This window comes from Allobosea sp. Leaf344, assembly GCF_001426225.1.
In the GTDB taxonomy this organism is placed as follows: domain Bacteria; phylum Pseudomonadota; class Alphaproteobacteria; order Rhizobiales; family Beijerinckiaceae; genus Allobosea.
Genome location: NZ_LMRT01000013.1, coordinates 392,240 through 417,799 on the forward strand (window position 1 = coordinate 392,240; position 25,560 = coordinate 417,799).

Sequence of the window (25,560 nt, forward strand, 5' to 3'; positions counted from 1 at the left end):
CGCCGGAGGCGACCTCTCCCGCATCACGGCCTCGTGTCGAGCGCACGCGGGTTGCCGGCAGCGCTATCTCAGCCTCGGCCAGCCTAGGCTCATCGTCCTTGCGAGCGCAGCGAAGCAACCCAGTGTCGTAGAGTGCTACGTCCCCCTGGATTGCTTCGCTACGCTCGCAAGGACGGCATCGCGCTTCACGGCCGGCCATCGCGGATCCGCCGCCGAGGCGACCTCTCCCGCACCACGGCCTGGTGTCGAGCGCACGCGGCGTCGCCATCAGCGCTATCTCAGCCTCGGCCAGCCTAGTCTCATCGTCCTTGCGAGCGTAGCGAAGCAACCCAGTGTCGTAGCGCCCGCGGCTCTGGATTGCTTCGCTTCGCTCGCAAGGACGGCATGCGCTTCACCGCCGGCCATCGCGGATCCGCCGCCGAGGCGACCTCTCCCGCACCACGGCCTCGTGTCGAGCGCACGCGGCGTCGCCGTCAGCGCTATCTCAGCCTCGGCCAGCGTAGCCTCATCGTCCTTGCGAGCGTAGCGAAGCAACCCAGTGTCGTAGCGCCCGCGGCTCTGGATTGCTTCGCTACGCTCGCAAGGACGGCAGCGCGCTTCACCGCCGGCCATCGCGCCGAGGCGACCGCGCCGCGCGAAACAGCTTGCGCCGGTCCTGCTTTTCACATAAAGATATCTTTATATCTTTTTCAGTGAGCGGGTGGCGATTTGCGTCAGGGCGTGCGGGTGAATGCGGAGGTGCTGCTGGCCGGGCTTCGTGCGGCCGGCGAGGAGACGCGCCTGCGGATTCTCGCGCTGCTGGCGGAAGGCGAGCTCTCGGTCTCCGATCTCACCGATATTCTCGGTCAGTCCCAGCCGCGGATCTCGCGGCATCTGAAGCTCCTGGCCGAGGCCGGGCTGGTGCGGCGCTCGCGGGAAGGGGCCTGGGCCTTTTTCCGGCTCGACGAGACCGGGCCGGGCGGCGCCATGGCGGCCGCGCTGGCGGGCTGGCTCGATCCCGCCGATCCCGTGCTGGCGGCCGATCGGGAGCGGCTCGCCGCGGTGCGCTCGGCCCGGGCCGAGGTGGCGCAGAGCTATTTCGCCTCCGTCGCGCGCGACTGGGACCGGCTGCGCTCGCTGCATGTGCCGGATGAGGCGGTCGAGGCCGCCGTCGCGGCGGCGGTGGGCGGCGGCAGGCGGCGCGCGGTGCTCGACCTCGGCACCGGGACCGGGCGGATGCTGCAGAAGATTGCGCCGCAATTCGAGCGGGCGGTCGGCGTCGACGCCAATCATGCGATGCTCGCCGTGGCGCGCGCCAATCTCGAAAAGGCGGGGCTGTCGCGGGTCGAGCTGCGCCAGGGCGACATCTACGCGCTGCCTTTCGCCCGCGGCTCCTTCGACCTGGTGATCATCCACCAGGTTCTGCATTTCCTCGACGATCCGGCGCGTGCGGTGCGCGAGGCGGCGGCGATGCTGGCGCCGGGCGGCACCTTGATCGTCGTGGATTTCGCGCCGCACGACATGGAATTCCTGCGGACCGAACATGCGCATCGTCGCCTCGGCTTCGCCAAGGGGCAGATCGCGGGCTGGTTCGCCGAAGCCGGTCTCGACGGCGACCTCGCCGAGGAGATCAAAGCGGGCGGCGGTGCCGCGGCCCAGCTCACCGTGATGCTGTGGCGCGGACAGGATCGGCGCGAGCCGGCCGAGCCCGCGCTGCGCCAGACCAAGCTCGAGGTAGCCTGATGAACGCTTTCCGCCCCAGCCGCCACGGCTCCCGCAGCCCCAATGTCTCCTTCGAGTTCTTCCCGCCGAAGACGGCCGAGATGGAGACCGCGCTGTGGGAGAGCGTGCGCCGGCTCGAGCCGCTGGGCCCGGCCTTCGTCTCCGTCACCTATGGCGCGGGCGGCTCCACCCGCGAGCGGACCCATGCCACGGTGAAGCGGATGGTGGAGGAAACCGCGCTGAAGCCGGCGGCGCATCTCACCTGCGTCTCCGCCAGCTGCGACGAGGTCGACGAGGTCATCAGGGGCTATTGGTCGGCGGGCGTGCGCCATATCGTGGCGCTGCGCGGCGATCCGGCGGGCGGGCTCGGCACGCTCTACGAGCCGCATCCACAGGGCTATCACCAGACGTCGGATCTCGTCGCCGGCATCCGCCGCGTCGGCGATTTCGAGGTGACGGTCTCCGCCTATCCCGAGAAACATCCGGAAGCCGCCTCGCTCGACGCCGATATCGACGCGCTGCAGAAGAAGGTCGATGCCGGGGCGACCCGGGCGATCACCCAGTTCTTCTTCGATAACGACGTGTATTTCCGCTATCTCGACAAGGTAAGGGCGCGCGGCATCGACATCCCGATCCTGCCCGGCATCGTGCCCGTCCAGAATTTCAAACAGACGGCGAATTTCGCCCGCAAGACCGGCGCCAGCGTGCCGGACTGGCTGGCGGAGCGTTTCGACGGGCTGGAGGAGGATGCGGCGACGCGCCGGCTGGTCGCGGCGGCGGTCTGCGCCGAGCAGGTGCTGGACCTGATCGACCGCGGCGTCACCGATCTTCACTTCTACACCATGAACAAGGCCGATCTGGTCTATGCCATCTGCCATCTGGTCGGGCTGAAGCCCGAGAAGCCGGCGGCGCAGGCGGCCGTGGCGGCGTGACATTCGACTTGGCCCCCATCCCCGGAGGCGTCGCCGACGCGGCCCAGGGGTGGTCCTGATGCATCCGGAGGCAGCTGAAACATCCGTCGAGCCGGTCGCCGCGCGACCTCCTCGGGATGATGGCCGACCCAGAGACCGATCCGGCGGCGACGAAAGCATGATGATGAGCGACTTCCAGCCCACCCCCGTCGACGGCGCCGAGATCGAGCGCGCGCTGCGCCAATCCGCCTCGGAGCGCATCCTCGTGCTCGACGGCGCGATGGGGACGCAGATCCAGGATCTGAAGCTCTCCGAGGCCGAGTTCCGCGGCGAGCGCTTCAAGGGCTGGAACCACGATCTCAAGGGCAATAACGACCTGCTGGTGCTGACCCAGGCCGAGGCGATCCGCGACATCCACCTCGCCTATTTCCAGGCCGGGGCGGACATCGTCGAGACCAACACCTTTTCCTCGACGCAGATCGCCCAGGCCGATTACGGCATGGAGGCGCTGGCCTATGAGCTGAACGTCGCGGCGGCCAGGGTGGCGCGCGAGGCCGCCTGGATGGCGCAGGGAGCCGATGGCCGCCGCCGCTTCGTCGCCGGCGCGATCGGCCCGACCAACCGCACGCTGTCGATCTCGCCGGACGTCAACAATCCCGGCTACCGCGCCGTGACCTTCGACCAGGTCCGCGACTCCTATGCGGAGCAGGTGCGCGGGCTCATCGATGGCGGCGCCGAGCTCATCCTGGTCGAGACGATCTTCGATACGCTGAACGCCAAGGCCGCGATCGTCGCGATCGAGGAGGTCTATCGCGAAAAGGGCCTGCGGCTGCCGGTGATGATTTCGGGCACGATCACCGATCTGTCGGGCCGGACACTGTCGGGCCAGACCACTGAAGCGTTCTGGAACGCCATCCGCCACGCCGCTCCGCTCACGGTCGGGCTGAATTGTGCGCTGGGGGCGCGCGAGATGCGGGCGCATATCAAGGATCTCGCGCGCGTCGCCGACACGCTGATCTGCGCCTATCCCAATGCCGGGCTGCCCAATGAATTCGGCCTCTATGACGAGCGGCCCGAAGCGACGGCCGGGATGCTGGCGGAATTCGCCGATGCGGGGCTGGTCAACATGGTCGGCGGCTGCTGCGGCACCACGCCCGAGCATATCCGCGCCATCGCCGAGGCGGTCGCGGGCAAGGCACCGCGCAGCGTGCCGGTGATCAAGCCCTATCTGCGGCTGGCGGGGCTGGAGCCCTTCACGCTCGACGAGACAATCCCCTTCGTCAATGTCGGCGAGCGCACCAACGTCACCGGCTCGGCCAAGTTCCGCAAGCTGGTCAAGGAGGGCGATTACGCCGCCGCACTCGATGTGGCGCGCGACCAGGTCGCCAATGGCGCGCAGGTGATCGACGTCAACATGGACGAGGGCCTGCTGGATTCGCAGGCGGCGATGACCGAGTTCCTGAATCTGATCGCGTCGGAACCGGATATCAGCCGCGTGCCGATCATGGTCGATTCATCGAAATTCCCGGTGATCGAGGCGGGGTTGAAGACGATCCAGGGCAAGCCGATCGTCAATTCGATCTCGATGAAGGAGGGCGAGGAGGCCTTCCTCGAACAGGCCCGGATTTGCCGCACCTATGGCGCCGCCGTCGTGGTCATGGCCTTCGACGAAAAGGGCCAGGCCGACACCTTCGCGCGCAAGATCGAGATCTGTACCCGCGCCTACAAGCTGCTGACGGAGCAGATCGGCTTTCCGCCGGAAGACATCATCTTCGACCCCAACATCTTCGCGGTCGCGACCGGGATCGAGGAGCACGATAATTACGGCGTCGATTTCATCGAGGCCACCAAGGCGATCCGCGAGACGCTGCCGCATGCCCATGTCTCGGGCGGCGTCTCCAACCTCTCCTTCTCGTTCCGCGGCAACGAGAAGGTCCGCGAGGCGATGCATTCGGTCTTCCTGTATCACTGCATCAAGGTCGGCATGGATATGGGCATCGTCAATGCGGGCCAGCTCGGCTCCTATGACGATCTCGACCCGGAGCTGCGCGAGCTCTGCGAGGATGTCGTGCTCAACCGCCGCAAGGACGCGACGGAGCGCCTGCTCGAGGCCGCGCCGCGCTTCAAGGGCGACGGCTCGGTCGCATTCTCCGGCAAGGACATGGCCTGGCGCGAGCATCCGGTCGAGAAGCGGCTGGAATATGCGCTGGTCAACGGCATCACCGCCTTCATCGACGCCGATGTCGAGGAGGCGCGGCAGCAGGCCGAGAAGCCGCTGCACGTGATCGAGGGCCCGCTGATGGCGGGCATGAACGTCGTCGGCGATCTCTTCGGCGCGGGCAAGATGTTCCTGCCCCAGGTGGTGAAGTCGGCCCGGGTGATGAAGCAGGCCGTGGCCTATCTGATGCCGTTCATGGAGGAGGAGAAGCGGCTGAACGGCGGGACCGAACGCTCCGCCGCCGGCAAGGTGCTGATGGCGACGGTCAAGGGCGACGTCCACGACATCGGCAAGAACATCGTCGGCGTCGTGCTCCAGTGCAATAATTACGAGGTGATCGATCTCGGCGTGATGGTGCCGACGCAGAAGATTCTCGACACCGCCCGCAAGGAGAATGTCGACATCATCGGCCTGTCCGGGCTGATCACCCCCTCGCTGGACGAGATGGTGACGGTCGCCTCCGAGATGGAGCGCGAGGGCTTCGACATCCCGCTGCTGATCGGCGGCGCCACCACCAGCCGCGTGCATACCGCGGTCAAGATCCACCCGGCCTATGAGAAGGGGCAGGCGGTCTATGTGACCGACGCATCGCGCGCGGTCGGCGTAGTCTCGGCGCTGCTGTCGCAGGATCAGAAGCCGGCCTATGTCGAGGGCATCCGCGAGGAATACGCCAAGGTCTCGGCCGCCCATCGCCGCTCCGAGGCCGACAAGCAGCGCCTGCCGCTGGCCAAGGCGCGCGCCAACGCCTTCAGGCCGGATTGGCAGGCCTATCAGCCGCCGAAGCCGAGCTTCCTCGGCACGCGGGTGTTCCGCAGCTATGACGTCGCGGATCTCGTGCCGGTGATCGACTGGACGCCGTTCTTCCAGACCTGGGAGATGAAAGGGCGCTTCCCCGCCATCCTCGACGACGAGAAGCAGGGGGAGGCGGCTCGTGCGCTGTGGGACGACGCGCAGGCGATGCTGAAGCGCATCGTCGAGGAGCGCTGGTTCAACCCCAAGGCGATCATCGGGTTCTGGCCGGCCAATGCGGTCGGCGACGATATCCGGCTCTACACCGGCGAGAGCCGGCAGGAGAGCCTCGCGACCTTCCACGGCCTGCGCCAGCAGCTCTCCAAGCGGGACGGGAAGCCCAATCTCTGCCTGTCCGATTTCGTCGCGCCGGAAGGGACGGCGCCGGATTACATCGGCGCCTTCGTGGTCACGTCGGGGGCCGAGGAGGAGCGGATTTCCGAGAAATTCGCCCGCGACAACGATGATTACCGCTCGATCATGGTCAAGGCCCTGGCGGACCGCATCGCGGAGGCCTTCGCCGAGCGCATGCACCAGAAGGTCCGCACCGAATTCTGGGGCTATGCACCGGAGGAGGCGCTGTCCAACGAGGATCTGATCCGCGAGGAGTATCGCGGCATCCGTCCCGCGCCCGGCTATCCCGCGCAGCCCGATCATACCGAGAAGGCGACGCTGTTCAGCCTGCTGGAGACCGAGCGCCGCATCGGCGTGAAGCTCACCGAGAGCTTCGCGATGTGGCCGGGCTCCTCGGTTTCGGGGCTCTATCTCTCGCATCCCGACGCCTATTATTTCGGCGTCGCCAAGGTGGAGCGCGACCAGGTCGAGGATTATGCGGCCCGCAAGGGCATGGCGATCCACGAGGTCGAGCGCTGGCTGGCGCCGATCCTGAACTACGAGCCGGCCGCCTATCGGCTCGAAGCGGCGGAGTGAGCGTCTTTCGCGACGCTTGAGCTCGCTGCGATCGGGCCATGACCGGCCCGCGGCGGGGCGGCGCGACCGGCGCCCCGTTTCTACACGTGTCGGCTGTTGAATTCGCGGGCCGGCTGCGCTAGTCCGGGCCGGCCGGGACGGGCCGGCAGCAGCAGCCGGAGCCGACATGGCCGACGAGGATGACGATTACGTCTATGACGAGGTCACCGGCGAATGGCGCCCCGCTTCCGAGATGAAGGCGGCGGCGACGGCGGCGCAGGCGGAGGTCCGCGACGCCTCCGGCAATCGTCTTTCCGATGGCGATTCCGTCGTGCTGATCAAGGATCTGAAGGTCAAGGGCGCCGGCCAGACGCTGAAGCAGGGCACGGTGATCCGGTCGATCCGGCTGACGGACGATCCCGAGGAGATCGACTGCCGCCACGAGACGATCAGAGGTCTGGTCCTGCGCACCGAATTCGTGCGCAAGCGCTGAGCCGATGACCGGCCGCTTCAGCCTTCGCCGTGCCGTTGCGGCCGACCAGCCGCGGATCACCTCCATCCGCATGGCGGTGACCGAGAATGTCCTGTCCGATCCCGCCAAGGTCACGCAGGAGGAGGTGGCCTGGTATCGCGACGAGGCGATCTTCCTGGTCGCGGAGCGCGAGGGCGAGGTGGTCGGCTTCGCCTGCGCCAATCACCAGACGGCGCTGATCTGGGCGCTGTTCATCGATCCGGGCTGCGAGGGGCAGGGCATCGGGCGGGCGCTGCTCGATGCCGCGCTGGCCGGGCTGAAGGATGCCGGCCACCGCCAGGCCTGGCTGACCACCGGGGCGGGTACCCGGGCGGAGCGCTTCTATCGCCGGCATGGCTGGCGCGATAGGGGCCGCGAGCTCGGCGGGCAGATCGTCTTCGTCAAGCCGCTCGACTGACGCCGGCTCGTCGGCCGATTGCCGATCCGCCAAGTCGGTCCTGCACGGCCGCAATGGGATGGCCATTGAAGCCGCTCCCGCGCTGCAACATCTAGGCAGCACCAAGGGGCGCGGATTCAGGAGAAGTCTCGACCATGACCAAGATCGCCATCGTCTATCATTCCGGCTACGGCCACACCGCCAAAGTCGCCGAACATGTCCAGAAGGGCGCCGCCCATGCCGGCGCAAAGGTCGATCTCATCGCGATCGACGCCGAAGGCAATCTGCCCGAGAGCGCCTGGGCGACGCTGAAGGCTGCCGACGGCATCATCTTCGGCTCGCCGACCTATATGGGCATGGTGTCCTGGCAGTTCAAAAAATTCGCCGACGCGTCCAGCAAGCCCTGGTACACCATGGATTGGAAGGGCAAGATCGCGGCGGGCTTCACCAATTCGGCCACGCTGAACGGCGACAAGGGCTCGACCATCGCCTATCTCGCTCTGCTCGCGGCCCAGCACAAGATGCTGTGGACCGGCACCGACATGCACCCGTCCAACAACAAGGCCGCCACCCGTGACAGCCTGAACAATCTCGGCGGCTATCAGGGCCTGCTGGTGGTCTCGCCGTCCGATGCCAGCGTCGACGAGATGATCCCCGGCGATCTCAAGACCGCGGAGGCCTTCGGCGCCAATGTGGCGGAGATCGTCAAGAGCGTGAAGCGCTGACGCCGTACGGGCCGCGCCTTCGGGTGCGGCCCGTCAGGCCGGGATCGGCCGGCCGATCTGGCCCGGGCGCGGGGCGATCAGCCCGTCGAAGATGCGCACCCGGTTGCGGCCCGCGGCCCGCGCCACATAGAGCGCCGAATCCGCCTGGGCGAACAGTTTTTGCGGATCGGCCCGGTGGGCCGGTCCGAGCAGGGCGGCGCCCATCGAGATCCCGATCTCGATGGCGGAGCCGCGATGCGGGATCGGGCGCGCGAGCAGCCGATGCGCCCCTTCCAGCGCCGCGAGCAGCGGCTCCGGGCCGCCCGGCAGCCGCAGCAGCAGCATGAATTCATCGTCGCCGATGCGGGCGAGGCCGAGCGCGTCCGGGAATAGCCGCGCCAGCCGCGCCGAGAGGCAGTTCAGGCACTCGTCTCCCGCCGCGCGGCCATGGCGCTCGTTGATGGCGGCGAGGCGGTCGATATCCAGCACCACCAGAGCGAAGCGTTCGCCGCTGCCGGCGCTGCGGCCGATCAGCTCGCGCACCGTCGCTTCGAGGCTGCGGCGGCGATCCGCCAGGCGCGTCTGAGGCTGGGCGGAGACCAGCCCGGGCAGGGTCTGCCACAGGCCCTTCTCCGCGGTGACGTCCTGTTTCGAGCCGAAGATCCGCGTGGCCCGGCCCTGTTCATGCTGCACGCCGACGATCAGCCGCATCCAGCGCGCCGCGCCATCGGCGCTCCTGATCCGGCAATCCAGCAGGAAGCCCTGGCCCGTCGTGATCGCGCGTGTCCGCAGCGCCTGCATCTCGCGCCGCGAGCGCTCCTCGTAATGATCGAGGGTCACGGCGCGCGACAGGGTGGAGCCGCGGCGGAAGCCGAACAGGTCGTAGACGCCGTCGGTCCAGGTCAGGGCGTCGCCATCCAGCCGGCATTCCCAGGCGCCGAGGACGCCGGGCGTCATGGCTTGGGCGAAGGCGCGCTGGGCCTGTTGCATGAGGATTAATCCTGAACTGTAGGTGGCAGCAGTGCAGCGTGCCCTTCAGTCATAGGATGTTCGAGTTAAGCGAGCGTTGTCGGCAGCCTGCGCGTTCTACTCCCGGCGAAGCGCCTCGATCGGATCGAGCCTGGCCGCCTGCCTGGCTGGGTAGAAGCCGAAGAACACGCCGATCATGCCCGAGACCCCGACCGCGATCAGGATGGTGTCGACCGAGACGACCGAGGGCCAGCCGGCGATGCTGGCGATGCTCAGCGCCGCGGCGACGCCGAGCGCGATGCCGACCGCGCCGCCGATGGTGGCGAGCGTCGTCGCCTCGATCAGGAACTGCGCCAGGATATCGCGCTGCCTCGCGCCGACGGCGAGACGCAGCCCGATCTCGCGGGTGCGTTCGGTGACCGAGACCAGCATGATGTTCATGATGCCGATGCCACCGACCAGAAGCGAGACGCCGGCGACGGCGGCGAGCAGCCAGGAGAGGGTGGTCGCGGCCTGGGTCGCGGTATTGGCGATCTCGGTGAGGTTGCGCACCGCGAAATCATCGTCCTGCTCGTCGCCGAGCCGATGGCGCTGGCGCAGCAGCGCGCGGATCTGCTCGATGCCGGGATTGATCGCCTCCTCGCTGGCGAATTTGACCATGATGGTCTGGACCGAAGCGTCGCGGGCGTAATTGCGCCCGACGATGCGGCGGCGGCCGGTGTCGAGCGGCACGAAGATGACGTCGTCCTGATCCTGGCCCAGCGCCGACTGGCCCTTCGGCGCCATCACGCCGATCACCTTGAACGGCACGTTGCGGATGCGAAACTGCTGGTCGATCGGGTCGGTGTCGCCGAACAGATTGCGCGCGACGGTCTGGCCGATGACGGCGACAATCTCGCCGCGGCGCAGCTCCTCCGGCTCGAAGAGCCGCCCTTCGCCGATGCTCCATTCGCGCGCCGTGAAGAAATCGAGATCGGTCGCGGTGATCTGCGTCGACCAGTTGCTGCCGGCGAAGATCGCCTGGGCGCGGGTGACGATCACCGGCGCGGCCGCCACGACATCCTCGACCTCCTTCAGGATGGCACGGGAATCCTCGTCCGTCAGCGTCGAGGAGGCGCCGGCGCCGAGGCGCACGCCACCCTGGGTGACGTTGCCGGACTGGATGATGGCGAGATTGGCGCCAAGCGATTTGATCTGCGAGGTCACGCGTTCGCGCGCGCCCGAGCCGATCGCGACCATGGCGATCACCGCGGCCACGCCGATGATGATGCCGAGCATCGTCAGCGCCGAGCGCAGGGCGTTCGCACCGATGGCGGAGAGGGCGGAGCGGACCGCTTCGAGCAGGCTCATGCGGCGACCCCGGCGGTGGCGGGGGCCGGGGCGGGCTTGTCCAGAGCCGCGAGCGCGGCCCTGGCGTCGGCCGCCTCCTGACGCGTGTCGGAGAGCAGCCTTCCGTCGCGAAAGCGGATGACGCGGCGGGCATGGCGCGCGACTTCCGCGTCATGGGTCACCAGCACGACGGTGACGCCATCGCGGTTCAACTCCTGGAACAGGCCGAGGATTTCCAGCGCCGTGCGGCTGTCGAGCGCCCCGGTCGGCTCGTCGGCCAGGAGCAGGCGCGGCGCGTTGACCAGCGCCCGGGCGATGGCGACGCGCTGCTGCTGCCCGCCCGAGAGCTGCACCGGCCGATGATGGGCCCGCTCCGCCAGCCCGACCCTGGCGAGCGCCGCGAGCGCGCGCATCCGGCGCGTCCTGCCGTCGATCCCGGCATAGACCATGGGCAGAGCGACATTGTCGCAGGCGTCGACGCGCGGCAGCAGGTTGAACTGCTGGAAGACGAAACCGAGCTTGCGGTTGCGGATCGCCGCCAGCCCGTCGCCGTCCAGCGTCTCGACCGCGACACCGTCGATCCGGCAATGCCCGCCGGTCGGCCGGTCGAGGCAGCCGATCAGGTTCATGAAGGTCGATTTGCCGGAGCCCGATGGCCCCATCACCGCCACGAGCTCGCCCGGCTCGATGGCGAGCGAAACCCGGTCGAGCGCCGTGACCCGGCCGGAATCGAGATCATAGACCCGCGACAGATCCCGGGTCTCGATGACGGGGATCGCGGCCTCCATCAGAACAGCCTCGGCCCGCGCGCCGGTGGGCCGGCGGGCGCGGCGGCGACGGGGCGCGGGCCGCCGCCGATGACGAGCTGCGCGCCCTCCTTGAGGTCGCCGCCCACGAGTTCGGTGAAGGCGCCGTCGGTCGGGCCGATGGTGACGGCGACCGGCCTGGGCTGGCCGGCGGCATCGAGCACATAGACGCGGCCGGGCTGGCCGGCCTGGCCCTGGCGGCCCTCCTGCATCATCGCCTCGAACCGGCCGCGGCGCTCGGGATCGAGCACGGCGGCGATCTTGGCGATCATCTCGCCGCGGGCGGCGCGGAAGGCGGCGCGGCGCTCCTCCTCGGAGAGGCCGGCCATGGCGGCCCGTCCGCCGCCGCCACGCCGCTCCTCGAAGATCGCGGCGAGCGCCGTCTTCTGCTCCGGCGTCGGCTGCACTTCAAGCTCGATGCGCTCGCGCAGGGCGCCGCCGCCGCGATTGCCGCCGGCGGCGCGCGGAGCGTTCGGCAAGGCGACGGGGGCGGGGCCGACCGCGGTGCCGGCCGGGCGGAAGCGCAGCGCGGCATTGGGTACGCGCAGCACGTCGCGCCGGTCCTCGGTGACGACCTGGAGATTGGCGGTCATGCCCGGCAGCAGCGCCATGTCGCGGTTCTCGACACGGATGACGCCGGTATAGGTCACGACGTTCTGGATGGTCTGCGCCCCCAGCCGCACCAGCTCGACGCTGCCCTCGAAGCTGCGGCCGGGATAGGCGTTGACGCTGAAGCTCACCGGCTGGCCCGGCTTGAGGCGCCCGACATCGGCCTCGTCGACATTGGCGTAGATGTTGATCACCCGCAGATCCTGCGCGATCTGAAACAAGGTCGGCGTCGACAGCGAGGCCGCGACCGTCTGGCCGAGATCGACCTGGCGCTGGACCACGACGCCGTCGACCGGGGAGCGGATATCGGTGCGCGACAGGTCGATCAGGATGTCCTTGAGCTTGGCGTCGCGCTGCGCGACCAGCGCCTCGCCCGACTGGATCTGCCCTTCCGCGAGCAGGACATCGGCGTCGAGCCCGTTCAGCTCTGCCCGCGCCGCCGCGATCTGCGCCTCGTTCGAGGCCAGGGTCGCGGTCAGCACGTCGACCTGGGTGCGCGCGGCATCGAGGCCCTGCTGGGCGCCGGCGCCGCGCGTGAACAGCTCGTTCTGCCGCTCGAAATTGCGCTTCGCGTCGGCGAGCTGCGCCGCGGTGCGGTCGCGCTGAGCCTCGAGATCCTTCACCGTGGAATTGGCGCGCAGCCGCGTGGAGCGGGCGCGGTCGAGCTGGGCGCGCTTGACCACGACATCGGCCTTCGCCTGGGCGAGATCGGCCTGGGCGGCGTCGCGGCGGGTCTTGATCTGGTCGCTGTTGAGCCTGGCCACGACCTGGCCGGCCGAAACCTGCGAATTATAGTCGGCGAGGATCTCGACGATCTGCCCCGAGAGCTGCGACCCCACCAGAACGGTGGTGACCGGGGTCAGCGTGCCGCTGGCCCTGACCGCCGCCGTGATCTGGCCACGGTCGATCGCGGCGAGCCGATAGGGCGAATCATTGGCGGCTCCGCCCGTCGGGCGCAGCGTCCAGTAGCCGGCGCCCAGGGCCACTGCCACCAGACAGGTTCCAATCAGCCATTTACGCAAGGTCATGTCCTCGGCGGCAGGGTTTTCAGCAGCGATACCGGCCGAGATGAATTATGCCAGATCGCCGGCGGCGCCGCGAGTTAACTTCCTGCAATCTTTTGGAAAGCCTGCGGCCGATCAGCCCGTTCGCGCGGCGGCGCCCAGCGCCAGGAGGTCGCGCAAAGTGGTGATGGTCGAGGCGTCGGCGACCCCGTCGACCTTTTCCTGCCGCCAATGACGCTGGAAGGCGGCGACGACCGCCTCCAGCCGCTCGTCGAAGATCCCGCTGACCGGGACGCCATAGCCCAGCATGGCGAACATCGCCTGCAGCGCCTCGACCGGCTGGCCCTGTTCGCCGCGCGCCAGATAGCGCCCGCTCCGCAGCGGCGCCGGCTCGACGAAGAGGCCGACCCCGGCTTCCGCGAAACGCCGCCAGGGGAAATTCTCGCCGGGATCGATCTTGCGGCCCGGCGCGATGTCGGAATGCGCGAGCACCCGCTCGGGCGGGATGGTCCAGCGCTCGCAGATGTCGCGGCAGAGGGCCAGCGTCGCCGCGATCTGCGCCTCGGGATAGGCGGGCAGGCCGCCGGGATGGCCGGGATTGGCGATCTCGATGCCGATCGAACAGGAATTGATGTCGGTCTCGCCGGCCCAGTGCCCGACGCCGGCATGCCAGGCGCGACGGGCCTCCGGCACCAGCTGCAGCGTATGGCCGTTCTCGAAGACGAAGTAATGCGCTGAGACCTGGGCGACCGGGTTGCACAGCCATTGCAGCGCTTCGCCCGCCACCGGCATGCCGGTATAATGCAGGATCAGCATGTCGGGCCTGCGCCCGCCCGTGCCGTCGCGATGTTTCCGCTCGCCGTGATTGGGGGAGGGGAAGATTTTTGCCGCGAACCGGCTGTCCGGCGCTCTCTGCTCGGTCATGCCGGCGAGGAGGCGGGCTCGATCCGCTTCGGGCTGGAGAGGCCGCGCTCCCGCTCGATCATGTCCCAGGCGGCGTTGATCGCGGCCAGGCGGCGGGTTGCGATGGCGACCGCCTCCTCGGGCAGGCCGCGGGCGATCTCGCGATCGGGATGGGTGTCGGCGACGAGGCGGCGATAGAGCTGCTTCAGCGCGGCGTCATCCATCTCGCGCGAGGCGCCGAGCACGAGATAGGGGTCGTCCGGGCGGCGGGCGTGACGGGCCTCGATGCGGGCGAACTCGGCCTCGCCGATCCCGAAAATGGTGGCGACGTCGCGGAGATAGGCATGCTCCGCCTCGTGGATGGCGCCGTCGGCGGCGGCGATCAGGAACAGCCCGTCGAGCACGTCCTCGAGCAGGGCCGGTTCCTCGCGAAAGGCCTCGGCGATCTGGCCGGCATAGGCCTCGAAACCGGCGCTGGTCTGTTTGGCCAGGTCGAACAGGGCCTCGATCCGCGCCTGCTGCTCGGCCGGGATCGTGACGATGCGCTGGAAGGCCGCGACCTCGTCGCGGGTGACGACGCCGTCCGACCGCGCCATCTTCGCCGAAAGCGCGACGAGCCCGGTGGTGAAGACCAGTTCGCGCGGGGCAGCGCCGAAGGGGGCGCCTTCCCGGTCGATCAGCACATGGCCGGCCACCGCGCCGAGCAGGGCCCCGAGCGGGCCTCCCAGCGCCAGGCCGAGGCCGCCCCCGCTCAAAACGCCCCAGAATGAAGATGGCATCGCGCGAGGCGCTCCGGATTGGTGGGCCCGGCCCGGGAGCCGTCCCGGGCGCGGTCTGAACCGGCGCGCATGCGCTGCGCGCCGGGCTGACTTATCATCCTATCGCGCCGCGCCGGCCTTCAACCGCTGCGGAGCGAAGGGCTCAGCGGCAATAGACGTTGCCGTAACGGTCGCGCCGATACCCATAGGGGCATTCATAGCCATAGTCCGGGGTGGCGGCCGAGCCGATGATGGCGCCGCCAGCACCACCGATCGCCGCGCCGGCGAGGGCGCCGCCGGCCCGGCCGGTGGCGAGCCCGCCGATCAGCGCGCCGGTGCCCGCGCCGATCAGCGCGCCCGTTCCCGCATTCTGCTCGCGCGCCGTGCAGGCGCCGAGGCTGAGACCCACCAGCGCAACCGCGAATATCTTCTTCATGACCATGTCCCCCTGTGCCGGCGCCGGCAGCGAAGGCCACCCGCGCGCCCCTCTATAGCGGCCTGCGAAATGCGACGGCAATGCGGCGATGGTTTCGCGTCGCGTTTTAACTTCTGTCGCGGGCTGATTCGCGGCACGGTTGTGCCGGATACAGGAGACTACTGCATAGAAAAGTATAAATGATACTGCGCCGGAGAACGAGTATTGTCGAACTCGACTGCGTTCACTGCCAGATTATGAACATATTTACTGGCCATTTAGCCGGCCCTTCACGTCAACATCGAACTGAAGGGCTCAGTCGATAATGCGATATACCTCCACCGCCGCGCTCGCCGCGTTCACGATTTGCCTCCTTGGCGCCAGCTCATCTCACGCGATGGTCAATGACGAGCGTGACCAGCTGGCCTTCATCGTTCGTGAGGCGGAGATCGCCCGCGCCAAGGCTGCCGAACAGGCTGGCGAGGCTGCTCCGGAGGCTGCGACCGCGGCCGGCGAGAAGGCGGCGAAGGCCGAGTCGAAGGCTCCTGCGGCGAGCAAGCGTGCTCTGGCCGCGCCCGTCGGTTCGGAAGGGCTGAAGGCCATCGTCGCCCGTCATGCCGCCGCCAATGGCGTGCCCTTCGCTCTGGCCGACGCCTTCGTGCGCGTCGAGAGCCGCTACAACCCGCGCGCCGCCAATGCCGGCAATTTCGGGCTGATGCAGATCCGTCACCAGACCGCGCGCGGCATGGGCTATTCCGGCTCCGCCAGCGGCCTGCTCGATGCCGATACCAATGCCCGCTACGCCATGAAATATCTGGCCCAGGCCTATCGCATGGCCGGCGGCGACACCTGCCGCACCGTCATGAAATATCAGAGCGGCCATGGTGCCGAGCGCATGAGCGGCGCCAACCGCGCCTATTGCTCGAAAATCCGCACGATCACCGCGCAGAACTGAGCGGCTTCGCGGCTTTGGGTTGACGCGCACCTGCGAATGGGCGCACGAACCCGCTGCCAGTCGGCCGGACGGCCGCTCCCGCTCGCGGGGGAGGAAAGTCCGGGCTCCACGGAAACACGGTGCCGGATAACGTCCGGCGGGGGCGACCCCAGGGAAAGCGCCACAGAGATCGAACCGCCCGCAGCTCGCTGCGGGTAAGGGTGAAAAGGTGCGGTAAGAGCGCACCGCGGACCCGGCAACGGGGACGGCATGGCAAGCCCCACCGGGAGCAAAACCGAATAGGGACGATGCCTTCCGCGCGAGCGGGAGGGGGCCTGTTTCTGGGCCTTGTCGTCCGGGTTGGTTGCTCGAGGCGCGCAGCGATGCGCGTCCCAGAGGAATGGCCGTCGCGCCGGGGGAGCGATCTCTCGGCCATCCAGAACCCGGCTTACAGGCCGGCTGGCACCCTCTACTTCTCGCGGGCGCGCATCGTGCCGCGGCGCGTCAGCGCCGGGCTGGCCTCTCCAGCTCCCGCCGCAGGAATGCGGCGACCTGCCGGTTCAGCTCGGCATGGAAGGCCGCGCGGTCGAAGCCGGCGGGATCCGCGCAGATCTCGGGCTGCGCTTGTGCGAAAGCCGCGGGGCAGACGCTCAGAAAGGCGAAATGTCCGGCGCGGGCGACGTCGTGAACCTCGGGGCGGACCGGCAGCCGGTTCCCGATGGCCGCGACATCGGCGGGCGAGACCCCGTCGCCCCCGTACTGCGACGCCCAGAGCTGGATCGGTGCCTCGACCCGGCTCAGCGCGCTCGCAACCGGAAAGACGCTGGCCAGCGGGTCGGCGATCACGAAGGCCCTGATCCTGGGATCGCTGACGGCCTCTCCCGGCGGGACCATTGCGGCGGGAATCCGCTCGCATCCGGCCCCGGTCGGGTCCTGGCAAACCATGCGCAACTGCCGGATGTCGGGCCGGGCCCCCGCCAGCACGAGGCCGGTATAGCCGCCGCGGGAGAATCCGAAAAAGCCGATCCGCTCCGGATCGATCCGCGCCGCCGCGGGAGCCGGGCCGAGCATGTGGTCGATCACTCTTTGCACATCGACCGGCCGCGTCCGCAGCGCTTTCAGGCTGTCGAACCGCGCCGGGTTGAAGGCATTGTCGTCAGGATGATAAGCCGGCATCGGCGAGAGAGGCGGCGGTATCGCGATGAGCGAGAGCGGTGCCGCCGAAACCATGCGAGATCACGACCAGCGGCAAGCGGCCCGCCCCGGCGATCGGGCAGTCGCGGACCGCCTGCAGCACGAAAGGGCCGAGCGTGACCGGGATGGGCGGGGCCGCGCAGGGCGACCATTGGACCACCGCGATGGCCGGTCCGCGCCGGTCGGCGGGGATGTCGAAGCGGGTCAGCCCGGCCGCCTGGGCGAGCGACGGAAACGCCAGGGCGAGAGCGATCAGCAGATGATGGCACCGCATCGGAAAGGCGTTCCTGGGTCGGGCGGCGAGAGGGCCGCCGCCCGATCCTAGCATCGATCTGACCTAAGGGAAGCATGATCGACGGGTGCGGCGAGGTCTCCCGCTCAGGCGCAGCCGTCGCGCGGAATGAACCCGCGCAAGCCGGCCTCAGGCGACCTTCAGCTCGACGTCGATATTGCCCTTGGTCGCGTGCGAATAGGGGCAGACGACATGCGCCTTCTGGACGAGATCCTCGACCACCGCCTTGTCGACCCCGGGGACGGAGACCGTCAGCGTCACGGCGATGCCGAAGCCCTGGGCGTCATCGCGCGGGCCGATGCCGACATCGGCGCTGACGCGGGCGTCGTCCGGGATCTTCACCTTCTCCTTGCCGGCGACGAATTTCAGCGCGCCGAGGAAACAGGCGGAATAGCCGATCGAGAAGAGCTGCTCCGGGTTGGTGCCGTTGCCGCCGCCGCCGCCCAGTTCCTTCGGCGTGTTCAGCACGAGATCGACATTGCCGCTATCGGTCGCGGCCTTGCCCTCGCGCCCGCCGGTGGCGGAACCATGCGCCGTGTAGAGAATTTTCATTGGAAGCTCCTGTCAGGGTGAAGAGGTCTTGTCCCGGCCAATTAAATCGTGCACAATTTAATTGTCAACGATGTTTCGGCCCGCTCACGCGGAGTTGAGCGGGCCGGGAGCGTCCGGACCGCCGCGGAGGATCGGGTGGCGAAGCGGGAGGTCGCGATGGCTGGCAAGGCGGGGAGGGCGGGCGACGGCCCGCGTCTGGAGGACCAGCTCTGCTTCGCCGTCTATCAGGCCGGCCACGCCTTCACGCGGCTCTATCGGCAGGTGCTGGCCGAGCTCGGGCTGACCTATCCGCAATATCTGGTGATGCTGGTGCTGTGGGAGCGGGACGGGCTGAGCGTCAAGGCGCTGGGCGAGCGGCTGATGCTGGATTCCGGCACGCTCACCCCTCTGCTGAAGCGGCTCGAGTCGGCGGGGCTGGTGACGCGTCGGCGCAGCCGCGAGGATGAGCGGCAGGTCGTGCTGCTGCTCACCGAACAGGGCGACGCGCTGCGGGCCAAGGGGCGCTGCGTGCCCGGTGAGATGGCGGCGGCCATCGGCGATGCGTCGCCGGCCGATGGCGCGCTGCTGGCGCAGCTCGGCCGGCTCCGGGCGGCGCTGCTGGCGGCCGCCGAAGGCGATTGAGCCGCAATTATTTTTAGCCGGCCGGATCCCGGCATGGCCACCGCTGAAGGCCCGGCGCGTGGAGAATTTCACCTGCTTACGGATACTTAACCTTAACGGGGTGTGATGCCGATTCAGCATCCGGCGGGCCCTTCCGCAGGACCAAAATAATTGACGCCCATAGCCGCCCATGCTATCCCAAATCATCCCGTCGAAGCCGGCAGGCGACAGCCAGGTCAGGGTCCGTGTGCCGCGCGGATCAAGGCCTTTCGCGCCGCTTTGCCTGCTTCGACGGGGTGACTCGATGCAGGCGGCCATCCGGCCCCGGGGGCATCGGCCAGGCAGGCCGGGAGGCGGCGTTGACGGACCGCTTCGTCTCGAATTTCACCAACCGGCTGGACGCCAAGGGGCGCGTCTCCATCCCCGCGAGCTTCCGCGCGATCCTGGCCCGGGACGGGTACGAGGGTCTCTATGTCCACAGGGCGCTCGATCTGCCCTCGCTGGATGCGGGCGGCCATGCGCTGCGCGCCACGATCGACGACATCCTGTCGCGCTTCTCGCCCTTCTCGGACGAGTGGGAGCTGCTGTCGACGGCGCTGAACGGGGCGTCGGAGGTGTTGAAGGTGGATCCGGAGGGGCGCATCATGCTGGGCGAGGCGTTGAAGGCGCATGCGGGGATCGGCGACGCCGTGACCTTCGTCGGGCTCGGCCACAAATTCCAGCTCTGGGATCCGCAGCGTTTCGAGGCGCATCTGGAAACGGCCAGGACGCGGCTGCGCGACGTGAAGCGGATGCTGGGCGCGCCGCCGCCACAAGGATCGGCAGGATCATGACGCGTCGCGCGGAGGCCGGGCCGGAGCTCCAGGAGAGCGATGCGCGCCATGTACCGGTGCTGCTGGCCGAGGTGCTGGAGGCGCTCGCGCCGCAGCCGGGCGGGCTCTATCTCGACGGCACCTTCGGCGCGGGCGGCTATGCCGCCGCGATCCTCAACGCGGCTCCCGACATCAGGCTGCTGGCGCTCGACCGCGACCCCACGGCGATTGCCGGCGGGGCCGATCTCGTCGCCGCGATGGGCGGGCGGCTGACCCTGGCGCAGGCCTGCTTCGGCGAGCTGGCGGAGGAGGCGGCGCGCTTCCGGATGATTCCGCTCGACGGCGTCGTGCTCGATATCGGCGTCTCCTCGATGCAGATCGACGAGGCGGAGCGGGGCTTCTCCTTCCGCTTCGACGGGCCGCTGGACATGCGCATGGGGCGCGAGGGGCAGAGCGCCGCCGATCTCGTCAACACGGCCGAGGAGGGCGTGCTCGCCAACATCTTCTATCACTATGGCGAGGAGCGCCGCTCGCGCGCCGTGGCCCGCGCCATCATCGAGGCGCGGCGCAAGGGGCGCATCGAGACGACGAAACAGCTGGCGGAGCTGGTCGCCGGCATCGTCTGGGCGGAGCCGGGCGGCGCCCACCCCGCGACCCGGGTGTTCCAGGCCCTGCGCATCGCCGTCAATGACGAGCTCGGCGAATTGGTGCGGGCGCTGCATGCGGCCGAGGCGGTGCTCAGGCCCGGCGGGCGGCTGGTGGTCGTGACCTTCCATTCGCTCGAGGACCGCATCGTCAAGCAGTTCATGACCGCCCGCTCGGGCCGGGCTCCCGCCGGCTCGCGCCATGCGCCGGCCGTGGCGATGGACGAGCCGACCTTCAAGCTGGTGACGCGCGGGCCGGTGACCCCGTCCGAGGCCGAGATGCGCCAGAATTCGCGCGCCCGCTCGGCCAAGCTGCGCGCCGCGGAGCGGACGCAGGCACCGGCGCGGGCCGCGGAGCCCGGCCTGATCGCGCTGGCCGAAGTGCCCGATCCCCAGCCCCGGCGGAGGCCCTGAGCATGATCAAGCTGCTGCATGTCATCGCGATCGGCGCGCTCGTCTCCTCGGCCGTCTACGCCTACACCATCAAATACGAGACGACGCTGGAAGCCGAGCAGGCGCAGAAGCTGCGGGCCAAGGCGCAGCGCGAGCGTGACGCCATCGCCGTGCTGAAGGCCGAGTGGCAATATCTGAACCGGCCCGACCGGCTGCAGAAACTGGCCGATCGCCATCTCGACCTGCAGCAATTGCAGATCACGCAGGTCGTTCGCGCCGCCGACATTCCCAATCGCGGGCCGAAGGTCGATGCCATCGGCCGCAAGCTCGAGGATCTCGGCCTCGCTTTGCCGACCGAGACCCCGAAGGACCGCAAGGCGAGCGGCGTCACCACGCCCGGAGGCCGGCCATGAGCGAGATGCAGCAGCAAGGCGGTTCGGCCACTGACGAGGCGGAGGCGCCGGCGCCGGCGCGCCGCATGGGCTGGCTCCGCGACGTCTTCCGGATGAGCGGCGAGAAGAGCCAGCCGCGCGTCGGGCTGGTGATCCTCGGGTTTTCCGCCCTGTTCATCGCGATCACCGGCCGGCTGGTGATGCTGGCGACGATGCCCAACGAGCAGGTCGGGCTCCGGCGCGCCACCTCGACCGCGATCTCGGCGGCACGGCCCGACATCGTCGACCGGAGCGGCACGGTCCTGGCCACCGATATCCGCACCGTCTCGGTCTTCGCCGAGCCGCGCAAGATCCTCGACAAGGACGAGGCGACGGAGTTGCTGACCGCCGTCCTGCCCGATCTCGACGCGAAGGAGCTGCGCGACAAGCTCGCCACCAAGAAGGGCTTCGTCTGGGTGAAGCGCGAGATCACGCCGCGCCAGCAGGGCGAGGTGCACCGCCTCGGCATCCCCGGCGTCGGTTTCGTGCCCGAGAACAAGCGCGTCTACCCCAACGGGCCGGCGGCGGCGCATGTGCTCGGCTTCGCCAGCGTCGACAATGTCGGCATTGCCGGCATCGAGAAATACATCGATTCCAAGGGGTTGCAGGATCTGAACGGGGCCGGCCTCGCGATCCAGGCCTCCGATCTCAAGCCGGTGCAGCTCTCCATCGACCTGCGCGTCCAGCATCTGGTGCGCGACGAGCTGCTGAAGGGGCTGGAGAAATACCGGGCCATCGCCGCCGCCGGCGCGATCATGGACGTCAATACCGGCGAGATCATCGCGCTGGTGTCGCTGCCCGATTACGACCCCGGCAACCCGGTCGAGGCGCAGGAGAAGGACCGCATCAACCGGATGAATGTCGGCGTCTACGAGATGGGCTCGACCTTCAAGGCGCTGACGATCGCGATGGCGCTGGATTCCGGCAAGGCCAACATCAATTCCAGCTATTCGACCGCGGGCGGCATGATGCGGTTCGGCCGCCAGGTCATCAAGGAATATCACGGCACCGGCCGCACGCTGACGGTGCCGGAGGTCTTCCTGCACTCGTCCAATATGGGCTCCATCAAGATGGCGCTGTCGGTCGGGGTGGAAGGGCACAAGGCCTTCCTGAAGAAGATGATGCAGCTCGACCGGATGCAGACCGAGCTGCCGGAGAGCGCGGCGCCGATCGTTCCGCAGCGCTGGGGCGAGATCAACACCGCCACCATCGCCTTCGGCCACGGGCTCGCGGTGGCGCCGATCCAGGCGATGGCCGCGGTGGCGGCGCTGGTCAATGGCGGAAATCTGATCACGCCGACCTTCCTGAAGCGCTCGGAGGAGGAAGCGCGCGCCGGCGCGGTCCGGGTGATCAAGCCCGAGACCTCGGAGGCGATGCGCTTCATCATGCGGATCAACGGCGAGAAGGGCTCGGCCCGCAAGGCCGACGTCCCGGGCTATTTCGTCGGCGGCAAGACCGGCACGGCCGAGAAGGTGATCAACGGCCGCTACGCCAAGAACAAGAACTTCACCACCTTCACCGCGATCGCGCCGTCGGACAAACCGAAATATCTGTTCCTGGCGATCTATGACGAGCCGAAGGGCTATGCCGAGAGCGGCGGCTACTCCACCGCCGCCTGGAATGCCGGCGTCACCACCGGCCGGCTGATCGAGCGCGCGGCGCCGCTGCTCGGCCTGCCGCCGCGCTTCGAGCCGCTGGTCGCGCCCTTCCCGCTGATGGCGCGGCTCGGCGCCTGGGGCACGCGCTGAGCGTGCCTCGGACGATCCGGCTGCTTCCAGCCCGCGCGGCATGTGCTATGGGACCGGCGCCATGAACCGGTCCTATCTGCTCTCCGATCTCTTTCCCGGCGCCTTCGCGGAGGGGCCCGCCGTCGGCGGGCTCGCCTTCGACAGCCGTGCCGTGCGGCCGGGCGACGTCTTCGTCGCCCTGGCCGGCGCCAGGGCCGATGGCGGCCGCTTCATCGCCGATGCGGTGGCGGCCGGCGCTGTCGCCGTCGTCTCAGGGCAAGCCCGGCCGGCGGAGCTGCCGGCGCGGATCGCCCATGCCCAGGTGCAGGATCCGCGGCTGGCTCTGGCGCTCGCCGCCGCCGTGATGCATCCGCGGCAGCCGGAGACGATCGTCGCGGTCACCGGGACCAGCGGCAAGTCGTCGGTGGCCGATTTCACCCGGCAGATCTACCAGAGCCTCGGGCATCAGGCCGCCAGCCTCGGCACCATCGGCGTGGTGACGGCCAAGGGAGCGCAGTACGGCTCGCTGACGACGCCCGACCCGCTGTCGCTGCACCTCTCGCTCGAGCAGCTGGCGCAGGAGGGCATCAGCCATCTCGCCATGGAGGCGTCCTCCCACGGGCTCGACCAGCACAGGCTGGACGGGGTCAGGCTGCGGGCCGGGGCCTTCCTCAATCTCGGCCGCGACCATCTGGACTACCATCCCAGCGTCGAGGCCTATTTCGCCGCCAAGATGCGGCTCTGGCAGCTCTTGCCCCGGGGCGCGCCGGTGGTGATCAACCGCGACGAGGCCTTCGCGGAGGAGGCGGCGGCGCGGGCCGTCGCGAACGGCCATCCGATCATCGGGATCGGCCGCAAGGGCGAGACCATCACGCTGACCGCCGTCGAGCGGCAGGGTTTCGCGCAGCGCCTCGCTTTGCGGGTGGCGGGCCGCGATCTCGCGGTGACGCTGCCGCTGGTCGGGGATTTCATGGCCGGCAACGCGCTGGTGGCCGCGGGTCTCGCCGTCGCGACGGGCGAAGATGCCGAAGCGGCGATACATGCGATCGGCGGGCTGAGCGGCGTCGCCGGGCGGCTGGAGCGGGTCGGCGAGGTGCAGGGCGGGCTGGTCGTGGTCGATTATGCGCACAAGCCCGACGCGCTGGCCGCCGTGCTGGCGACCCTGCGCGGCTATGCCACCGGCCGGCTGATCTGCGTCTTCGGCTGCGGCGGCGACCGCGACAAGGGCAAGCGCCCGCTGATGGGCGCCATCGCGGCGGAGAAGGCCGACATCGCCATCGTCACCGACGATAATCCGCGCAGCGAGGAACCGGCGGCGATCCGGGCCGAAATCCTGGCGGCGTCGCCGAAGCTGCGCGAAATCGGCGACCGGGCGGAGGCGATCGCGGCCGGCGTCGCGATGCTGCGCGCCGGGGATGTGCTGCTGGTCGCCGGCAAGGGCCATGAAACCGGCCAGATCATCGGCGATCGCACCTTGCCGTTCTCCGATCACGAGGCGGTCCGTGCGGCCATTGCGGAGATTGCGGGATGAGCGCCCCCCTTTGGAGCGGAGAGCAGCTGGTCGCGGCCATGGGCGCGCGCGGGCAGGGCGCTATTCCCGAGGCGATCACGGGCGTGTCGATCGACACCCGTACGCTCGAAGCCGGCGACGCGTTCTTCGCCATTCGCGGCGAGGCGCGGGACGGGCATGATTTCGTCGCCGCTGCCCTGGACAAGGGCGCCGGGCTCGCCGTGATCGATAAAGCCCATGCGAACGCCTTCGCGGATCGCGGACCCTGCGCCGTCGTCGACGACGTGCTGAAGGCGATGGAGCGGGCCGGCATGGCGCGGCGCGCGGCGCTGCAGGCCGGCATCGTCGCCGTCACCGGCTCGGTCGGCAAGACCGGCACCAAGGAGGCGCTGCGCCTCACCCTGTCGCGCCAGGGCAAGACCCATGCGCCGGTCGCCTCCTACAACAACCATTGGGGGGTGCCGCTGACGCTGTGCCGCACGCCAAGGGATGTTCGCTACGGCGTCTATGAGATCGGGATGAGCAATCCCGGCGAAATCCTGCCGCTGGCCCGGATGGTCCAGCCGGACGTCGCCATCGTCACCACCGTGCAGCCGGTGCATCTCGCGGCCTTCGAATCGATCGAGGGCATCGCGCATGAGAAGGCGGCGATCTTCTCCGGGCTGAAGCCCGGCGGCACGGCGATCGTCAATGCCGACATCGCCCAGGCCGGGCTGCTGCGGGAGCTGGCGCAGGCGAGCCCGGCGGGGCGCATCATCAGCTTCGGCGAGCATCCCGAAGCGGATGTCAGGCTGCTGTCCTGTTCGCTGCGGCCGGATGTCTCGACGGTCGACGCCATGGTGCTGGGCCAGCCGGTGACCTATCGGCTCGGCAGCCCGGGCCGGCATATCGTCCTGAACTCGCTGGCCGTGTTGGCCGCGATCGAGGCGCTCGGCGCCGATCTCGCTCTGGCTGCGCTGGCGCTGGGCGATCTCCGGCCGCCGGCCGGGCGCGGGGCGCAGCAGGTGCTGCAGGGTCCGGGCGGCCACTTCATCCTGATCGACGAGAGCTATAACGGCAATCCGGCCTCGATGCGCGCGGCCATCGAGAATCTCGGCCGGATTCCCGTCGCCGGGCGAGGCCGTCGCATCGCCGTGCTCGGCGACATGCTGGAACTCGGGCCGACCGCGCCGGAGCTGCACAAGGGGCTGGTCGAGCCGGTGACGGCGAACGGCGTCGATGTCGTCTTCGCCTGCGGCCCGCTGATGCGCGGGCTCTATGACAGCTTGCCATCGGCGCTCAGGGGTGCTTATGCCGGCCAGTCCAGCGGGCTTGAGCCGCTGGTGCTGGACGCGATCCGCGCGGGCGACGTGGTCACCGTGAAGGGCTCCCTGGGCTCGCGCATGGGACCGATCGTCAAGGCGATCATGGCGCGCTATCCCGCCGTGACCGCCGAAGACTAGGACGCACCGGACCGAGGAGAGGGCGCTCGTCGACGAGGCCCGGTGCTGAAGCAAGAAGAGGGATCGCCACCACCTGCGCCCGCTGCGGGCAGGGGC

General features: G+C 69.1%; 24 protein-coding genes and 1 other RNA gene. 15 read left to right on the plus strand and 10 right to left on the minus strand.

Annotation, left to right across the window (positions count from 1 at the left end):
- The first annotated feature begins 708 nt into the window (after positions 1-708).
- From ASG72_RS10550 to ASG72_RS10575, 6 genes are all read left to right on the plus strand, one after another.
- Positions 709-1,722 carry a metalloregulator ArsR/SmtB family transcription factor gene (locus ASG72_RS10550; protein WP_056711885.1) on the plus strand — a complete coding sequence of 338 codons (1,014 nt, stop codon included), beginning with the start codon at positions 709-711 and terminating at the stop codon, positions 1,720-1,722.
- Positions 1,722-2,633: a methylenetetrahydrofolate reductase [NAD(P)H] gene (metF, locus tag ASG72_RS10555; RefSeq protein WP_156395898.1), complete on the plus strand. Its 912-nt coding sequence runs from the start codon at positions 1,722-1,724 to the stop codon at positions 2,631-2,633. The genes ASG72_RS10550 and metF overlap by 1 nt, the downstream gene beginning before the upstream one ends.
- Positions 2,634-2,796: 163 nt before the next feature.
- The gene (gene metH, locus ASG72_RS10560; RefSeq protein WP_056712579.1) at positions 2,797-6,549 is read left to right on the plus strand and encodes a methionine synthase; all 3,753 of its coding nucleotides are present in this window, start codon (positions 2,797-2,799) and stop codon (positions 6,547-6,549) included.
- Positions 6,550-6,715: 166 nt separating this feature from the next.
- The gene (locus tag ASG72_RS10565; protein WP_056711889.1) at positions 6,716-7,021 is read left to right on the plus strand and encodes an alkylphosphonate utilization protein; all 306 of its coding nucleotides are present in this window, start codon (positions 6,716-6,718) and stop codon (positions 7,019-7,021) included.
- Between the two features lie 4 nt (positions 7,022-7,025).
- Positions 7,026-7,457 carry a GNAT family N-acetyltransferase gene (locus ASG72_RS10570; protein ID WP_082540258.1) on the plus strand — a complete coding sequence of 144 codons (432 nt, stop codon included), beginning with the start codon at positions 7,026-7,028 and terminating at the stop codon, positions 7,455-7,457.
- A 134-nt stretch (positions 7,458-7,591) separates the two neighbouring features.
- Positions 7,592-8,161 (plus strand): flavodoxin family protein, encoded by a 570-nt coding sequence (locus ASG72_RS10575; protein ID WP_056711892.1) that lies wholly within the window; start codon positions 7,592-7,594, stop codon positions 8,159-8,161.
- A gap of 33 nt (positions 8,162-8,194) precedes the next feature.
- Here ASG72_RS10575 and ASG72_RS10580 read toward each other — a convergent pair whose 3' ends face one another.
- The 7 genes from ASG72_RS10580 to ASG72_RS10610 form a co-directional block, all read right to left on the minus strand.
- Entirely contained in the window at positions 8,195-9,130 is a 936-nt protein-coding gene (locus ASG72_RS10580; protein ID WP_056711895.1) for a sensor domain-containing diguanylate cyclase, read from the minus strand.
- 96 nt (positions 9,131-9,226) lie between these two features.
- On the minus strand, positions 9,227-10,459 hold the full coding sequence (locus ASG72_RS10585) for an ABC transporter permease (protein WP_056711898.1): 1,233 nt from the start codon (positions 10,457-10,459) through the stop codon (positions 9,227-9,229).
- On the minus strand, positions 10,456-11,226 hold the full coding sequence (locus tag ASG72_RS10590; protein ID WP_056711904.1) for an ABC transporter ATP-binding protein: 771 nt from the start codon (positions 11,224-11,226) through the stop codon (positions 10,456-10,458). The genes ASG72_RS10585 and ASG72_RS10590 overlap by 4 nt, the downstream gene beginning before the upstream one ends.
- Positions 11,226-12,845, minus strand: a complete 1,620-nt coding sequence (locus ASG72_RS10595) for an efflux RND transporter periplasmic adaptor subunit (RefSeq protein ID WP_162246231.1) — start codon at positions 12,843-12,845, stop codon at positions 11,226-11,228. The genes ASG72_RS10590 and ASG72_RS10595 overlap by 1 nt, the downstream gene beginning before the upstream one ends.
- A 147-nt stretch (positions 12,846-12,992) precedes the next feature.
- Entirely contained in the window at positions 12,993-13,781 is a 789-nt protein-coding gene (locus ASG72_RS10600) for an N-acetylmuramoyl-L-alanine amidase (RefSeq protein WP_056711909.1), read from the minus strand.
- Positions 13,778-14,539 (minus strand): DnaJ family molecular chaperone, encoded by a 762-nt coding sequence (locus ASG72_RS10605; RefSeq protein WP_056711913.1) that lies wholly within the window; start codon positions 14,537-14,539, stop codon positions 13,778-13,780. The genes ASG72_RS10600 and ASG72_RS10605 overlap by 4 nt, the downstream gene beginning before the upstream one ends.
- Positions 14,540-14,681: 142 nt before the next feature.
- Positions 14,682-14,954 (minus strand): glycine zipper domain-containing protein, encoded by a 273-nt coding sequence (locus ASG72_RS10610; protein WP_056712581.1) that lies wholly within the window; start codon positions 14,952-14,954, stop codon positions 14,682-14,684.
- Positions 14,955-15,330: 376 nt separating this feature from the next.
- On the opposite strand from ASG72_RS10610, the gene ASG72_RS10615 reads away from it, so the two are divergent.
- Both ASG72_RS10615 and rnpB read left to right on the plus strand, forming a co-directional pair.
- Complete coding sequence (locus ASG72_RS10615; protein ID WP_056711916.1) at positions 15,331-15,888, plus strand: lytic transglycosylase domain-containing protein; 558 nt, start codon at positions 15,331-15,333, stop codon at positions 15,886-15,888.
- A 56-nt stretch (positions 15,889-15,944) separates the two neighbouring features.
- Positions 15,945-16,334: RNase P RNA component class A (rnpB, locus tag ASG72_RS12035), an RNA gene on the plus strand.
- Between the two features lie 37 nt (positions 16,335-16,371).
- Here rnpB and ASG72_RS10620 read toward each other — a convergent pair.
- From ASG72_RS10620 to ASG72_RS10625, 3 genes are all read right to left on the minus strand, one after another.
- On the minus strand, positions 16,372-17,043 hold the full coding sequence (locus tag ASG72_RS10620; protein ID WP_348271576.1) for a dienelactone hydrolase: 672 nt from the start codon (positions 17,041-17,043) through the stop codon (positions 16,372-16,374).
- The gene (locus ASG72_RS21455; protein WP_348271577.1) at positions 17,024-17,335 is read right to left on the minus strand and encodes a hypothetical protein; all 312 of its coding nucleotides are present in this window, start codon (positions 17,333-17,335) and stop codon (positions 17,024-17,026) included. The genes ASG72_RS10620 and ASG72_RS21455 overlap by 20 nt, the downstream gene beginning before the upstream one ends.
- 147 nt (positions 17,336-17,482) lie before the next feature.
- Positions 17,483-17,905 carry an organic hydroperoxide resistance protein gene (locus tag ASG72_RS10625; RefSeq protein ID WP_056711919.1) on the minus strand — a complete coding sequence of 141 codons (423 nt, stop codon included), beginning with the start codon at positions 17,903-17,905 and terminating at the stop codon, positions 17,483-17,485.
- Between the two features lie 156 nt (positions 17,906-18,061).
- Here ASG72_RS10625 and ASG72_RS10630 point away from each other — a divergent pair, with 156 nt between their 5' ends.
- The 7 genes from ASG72_RS10630 to ASG72_RS10660 all read left to right on the plus strand — a co-directional run bounded on the left by ASG72_RS10630 (position 18,062) and on the right by ASG72_RS10660 (position 25,464).
- Positions 18,062-18,526, plus strand: a complete 465-nt coding sequence (locus tag ASG72_RS10630; protein ID WP_056712583.1) for a MarR family transcriptional regulator — start codon at positions 18,062-18,064, stop codon at positions 18,524-18,526.
- A gap of 338 nt (positions 18,527-18,864) precedes the next feature.
- A complete protein-coding gene (locus tag ASG72_RS10635) occupies positions 18,865-19,338 on the plus strand; it encodes a cell division protein MraZ (RefSeq protein ID WP_056711923.1) in 474 nt (157 codons plus the stop codon).
- The gene (gene rsmH / locus ASG72_RS10640) at positions 19,335-20,375 is read left to right on the plus strand and encodes a 16S rRNA (cytosine(1402)-N(4))-methyltransferase RsmH (RefSeq protein WP_056711928.1); all 1,041 of its coding nucleotides are present in this window, start codon (positions 19,335-19,337) and stop codon (positions 20,373-20,375) included. The genes ASG72_RS10635 and rsmH overlap by 4 nt, the downstream gene beginning before the upstream one ends.
- 2 nt (positions 20,376-20,377) lie before the next feature.
- The gene (locus ASG72_RS10645; protein WP_056711931.1) at positions 20,378-20,767 is read left to right on the plus strand and encodes a hypothetical protein; all 390 of its coding nucleotides are present in this window, start codon (positions 20,378-20,380) and stop codon (positions 20,765-20,767) included.
- A 65-nt stretch (positions 20,768-20,832) separates the two neighbouring features.
- Positions 20,833-22,533 (plus strand): penicillin-binding protein 2, encoded by a 1,701-nt coding sequence (locus ASG72_RS10650; RefSeq protein ID WP_244488779.1) that lies wholly within the window; start codon positions 20,833-20,835, stop codon positions 22,531-22,533.
- Positions 22,534-22,594: 61 nt separating this feature from the next.
- Entirely contained in the window at positions 22,595-24,043 is a 1,449-nt protein-coding gene (locus tag ASG72_RS10655; RefSeq protein WP_056712585.1) for a UDP-N-acetylmuramoyl-L-alanyl-D-glutamate--2,6-diaminopimelate ligase, read from the plus strand.
- Positions 24,040-25,464 carry a UDP-N-acetylmuramoylalanyl-D-glutamyl-2,6-diaminopimelate--D-alanyl-D-alanine ligase gene (locus ASG72_RS10660; RefSeq protein WP_056711937.1) on the plus strand — a complete coding sequence of 475 codons (1,425 nt, stop codon included), beginning with the start codon at positions 24,040-24,042 and terminating at the stop codon, positions 25,462-25,464. Before ASG72_RS10655 ends, ASG72_RS10660 begins: the two co-directional genes overlap by 4 nt.
- Positions 25,465-25,560: the final 96 nt, after the last annotated feature.